The sequence below is a fragment of the Cobetia sp. genome (assembly GCF_983723665.1).
The window spans coordinates 1-3,472 of the sequence record NZ_CFDJES010000213.1 but is presented as its reverse complement, the minus strand read 5'-3'; the positions used below and the strand labels follow the sequence as shown (position 1 = coordinate 3,472).

Below are 3,472 nucleotides of genomic sequence, written 5' to 3'. Positions count from 1 at the left end.
CGTGAACCGGCTTCCTCGCCATCATCGCACAGGAATTTCACGCATACGAAAAAGGCCTGATGCATGGCATCAGGCCTTTCGAATTCTTGGTAGCGGGGACCGGATTTGAACCGATGACCTTCGGGTTATGAGCCCGACGAGCTACCAGACTGCTCCACCCCGCAACACTGGGTACTGCCTTTGCTCCAACTCTGACGCATCAGAGGTTGGTAGCGGGAACCGGATTTGAACCGATGACCTTCGGGTTATGAGCCCGACGAGCTACCAGACTGCTCCATCCCGCAACATCACGTTGGTGTCTGACCGGCAATTGCCTGATAGGCAACGACTTGTCAGTGGTAGCGGGGACCGGATTTGAACCGATGACCTTCGGGTTATGAGCCCGACGAGCTACCAGACTGCTCCACCCCGCATCAACGTGGGGCGTAGTATAAGGATATACAGTGCTGCGTCAACCGTTATCCCGTAATTGACGCAAACTTCTCGTGTCCGGTGAGTCGTCACCAACCCGTCTGCGTACCTCGAGCGATTATCGGCATCTTGTGTGAGAGATCTGCTACATACATTCCCGCTGCATCCTGTCCATACTGAGGGTGACGCGCCTCGCGCAGGCGGATGGCAGGCGTCACAGAGTGCACGATTGTCATCAGGCTGTTAGAGACGCGGGTCATTGTTGTCGTTGCAGGCATTCTCGTTTTCTCAGGGCGGGGGTGTCCGCAGATTCGCCAAGCTGTGCCCAAGCCAAGGACACAGGACGTTCCAGGATTAGGGAGACACAATAAGATGACACAAACAGCACCCGTCGCATGGGTTACCGGTGGTACCGGTGGCATTGGTTCCGCTATCTGCCGCGAGCTGGCGAACCAGGGGTATCAGGTAATTGCGGGTTACAGGAACAAGGAAAAGGCAGAGGGGTGGCTGTCGGAACAGCGCGCTGCCGGGTTCGAGAACATCGCACTGTCCGGCATCGAGCTGGACAACTTCGAAGCCTGTCAGGCAGGCGTCAACGAAATCCGCGAGCGCTTCGGTCCGATCGCGGTTCTGGTCAACTGCGCCGGCATCACGCGTGATACCTCCATGCGCAAGATGAGCTATGAGCAGTGGCGCGAAGTCATCAACTGCAACCTCGACAGCGTCTTCAACACCTGCCGTGCCGTCATCAATGACATGCTGGAGCACAAGTACGGCCGCATCGTGAACATCTCCTCCATCAATGGCCGCAAGGGCCAGTTCGGGCAGGTCAACTACTCGGCCGCCAAGGCGGGCATGCATGGTCTGACCATGGCGCTGGCGCAGGAAACCGCGACCAAGGGCATTACCGTCAACACCCTGTCACCGGGCTACATCGCCACCGACATGATCATGAAGATCCCCGAAGAGATCCGTGAATCGATCCGCGAGACCATCCCGGTCAAGCGTTATGGTCAGCCGGACGAGATCGCACGTGCGGTCGCCTTCCTGGCCGACGAGAAATCCGGCTTCATCACCGGTGCCAACCTGGATATCAATGGCGGCCAGTTCATGGGCTGATGCTCTGCGCTAGCGCGAGCCAGAGCAGGGTTGGCACCCGGCCCCCTCTGGCAAGAGAATGAAAAAGCCCCCGTCTCTCTCGAGGCGGGGGCTTTTCGTTGCCATGACTTCAATCTTGCGAGCGCGTCGTCACCAGCTCAAGAGCACTGGCTCAGTGATTGAACAGCGCATCGAAGCGCGGCAGTTCGGTCTGCCAGGCGTCCCAGTCCAGCGGACCGTTGGCGAGCAGCGCATCCAGCACCTCATCCAGCTCTTCTTCACGTTCCATGCGCTCGCCCAGCTGCTGGTTGATGCGCGCGACCTGCACGGTCAGGCGGCGTGATTCATCTTCGCTGCCCAGCGGGGCCTCGAACAGAATGGCCAGGTGGACACGCAGCTCGGCCAGGCGCTCGTTGGCGGCGCTGCAGTTGCTCGGCAGGGCCTGGCGCATCTGGTTGCGCGCCGCATTGGCCTGACGGCTGTTGTCGTCGAAGGCCGAGGTGTTCGGCAGCTCGACATCCTGCACGTCGCCGTTGCGCGCGCTGGCATCCGCCACGGCGTGCTGTTCGAGCAGATCACGCCATTGCTGCCATTCCTCGCGCAGCTGCAGGGCGTGCAGTTCATCCAGACGCTGCTCACGACGCTTGAGAATGCCGGTCCAGCGACGACGCATGCCGTCGCCCCGCTTGCCGCGCGGCAGCGGGCCAAGGGTGTCGGCTTCCTTCAGGGCGTCATCGAGCAGGGCGGCGTCTTCCAGTGTCTCCGGCTCCCAGCTGTCGAGGCGTTCGATCAGCGCCTGCCACTGATCCAGACGTGCCTGCTCGCGGCTGTCGCGGTCTTCGCGGTCCTGATCGCGCGCGGCGAAGATACGGTCGCACGCCGCGCGGAAGGCGGCCCACAGGCGTTGCTCTTCGCCCTTGGGTGCGCGGCCCATCTCGCGCCAGCGACTCTGCAGTGCCTTGGCCTGTTCGGCGCGGGCACGTGCCGGTGAGTCCTCATTGGCCAGCGCCTCGACGGCATCGACCAGTGCCTGCTTGGCGGCGGCGATCTGGCCCGCGCGGCTGTCGATCAGCCCCTGCAGTGCCGTCAGTGCCTCACCGAAGCGATGCGACAGCTGGCGACCGGGGCCTGCGGGCACCGGCGTGTGGCGACGCCATTCCTCACGGGCGCGATCACGGATCTGGCGCAGGGAGTCGGGGTCGGCATCGTCCATGGCGTGGCCGTTGAGCGATTCGAGCTGCTCGCAGAGCGCTTCGCGCATGGCCAGATTGTATTCACGCAGCTGCTTGCGCGATTCGCGGTAATCCCGCAGGCGCAGCTTGATGGCGTCAGAGGCGGTGCGGAAGGCCTGGCTGGCATCGCGGCTGGCGGCTGCATCGCCCAGCTCGCGCCATTGCTGAATCAGCTGCTGGTGCTGGCGGTCGCGTTGCTCATCGCTGATGTCATCGCGCTCGCTCAGGGTGGTGATGGCCTCGAGCAGCTGCTCGCGCTTGGGTGCCGCGACGAAGTTCTGCCAGTCACGGAGTTCCGCGACACGCGCGCCCAGCTGGCGCAGGCGTGTCTGGCGGGCATTGTCGAGCTGGCCTTCGGTGCGATCGCGCAGTGAGCGATGCAGACGGCTGGCCGGCTTGAGCTTGCCGGCATCGAGATCCGCTTCCAGGCGTGCCAGTTCGGCATCCAGTGCGTCCAGATCCAGGCTCGCCTTGCCGTCGGCCGCGCGGGAGGCGTCAGCTGACTCGGCGTCTTGTGCAGGGCTGCCATCGAGCGCGTCCTGCTCCTGCGCTGCCTCTGTCGGCTCTTCTGGCTGCGCCGCGCTGATCGCCTGACGCACCGCGCTCAGGCTGGCGGTCTGCGGCAGACCCGTAGGCCAGGCCACTTCGCTTTCCAGACGACGCAGCTGGTCGATGTCATTGTCGACCAGCGCGGCATCCAGCTCGCCCTGGCACAGCTGATGGCGATGCCA

General features: G+C 63.3%; 2 protein-coding genes and 3 tRNA genes. 1 reads left to right on the top strand and 4 read right to left on the bottom strand.

All coding sequences use genetic code 11. The features are described from left to right. Nucleotides 1-87: 87 nt before the first annotated feature. From AC4FAH_RS13965 to AC4FAH_RS13955, 3 genes are all read right to left on the bottom strand, one after another. Nucleotides 88-164, bottom strand: a tRNA-Met gene (locus AC4FAH_RS13965). 43 nt (nucleotides 165-207) lie between these two features. Continuing rightward, nucleotides 208-284, bottom strand: a tRNA-Met gene (locus AC4FAH_RS13960). A gap of 52 nt (nucleotides 285-336) precedes the next feature. Next, a tRNA-Met gene (locus tag AC4FAH_RS13955) sits at nucleotides 337-413 on the bottom strand. 370 nt (nucleotides 414-783) lie between these two features. Here AC4FAH_RS13955 and phbB point away from each other — a divergent pair. Then, a complete protein-coding gene (phbB, locus tag AC4FAH_RS13950; protein ID WP_043336510.1) occupies nucleotides 784-1,530 on the top strand; it encodes an acetoacetyl-CoA reductase in 747 nt (248 codons plus the stop codon). A 151-nt stretch (nucleotides 1,531-1,681) separates the two neighbouring features. Here phbB and AC4FAH_RS13945 read toward each other — a convergent pair. Beyond that, on the bottom strand, nucleotides 1,682-3,472 hold a 1,791-nt coding region (locus tag AC4FAH_RS13945; protein ID WP_490246249.1), incomplete at its 5' end, for a DUF349 domain-containing protein.

Bases quoted from the DNA above. Each gene is read 5' to 3' on its own strand.
- phbB (WP_043336510.1), top strand. From the start codon at position 784: ATGACACAAACAGCACCCGTCGCATGGGTTACCGGTGGTACCGGTGGC.